We start from the raw sequence: 219 nt of genomic DNA on the forward strand, positions 1-219 counted from the left end.
TTGTTCAAGTCGCTGAACACACTCACCTTTCCGAATTTCGTCACCCCCGTCAGCAGAGCGAACCGTATATACCTGTCCATCGATTTCAGCGCCCCATAGAAAGCCTTCAACGTGCTCCTGTACTCATTCTGCAACTCCTCATTATCTATAGCCTGCAGTATCGGTTTGTCATATTCGTCCACCAGGATAACCACCTGCTTCCCTGTCTTCTCATACGCA

At 48.9% G+C, this 219-nt stretch carries 1 protein-coding gene; it reads right to left on the bottom strand.

Annotation, left to right across the window (positions count from 1 at the left end; translation table 11 throughout):
- A partial coding sequence (locus tag H6A61_RS16410; RefSeq protein ID WP_204394825.1) for an AAA family ATPase occupies window positions 1–219 on the bottom strand: 219 nt, incomplete at both ends.

Origin of the sequence: Bacteroides caecigallinarum (genome assembly GCF_016901995.1) — a bacterium.
Taxonomy (GTDB): Bacteria; Bacteroidota; Bacteroidia; order Bacteroidales; family Bacteroidaceae; genus Phocaeicola; species Phocaeicola cellulolyticus.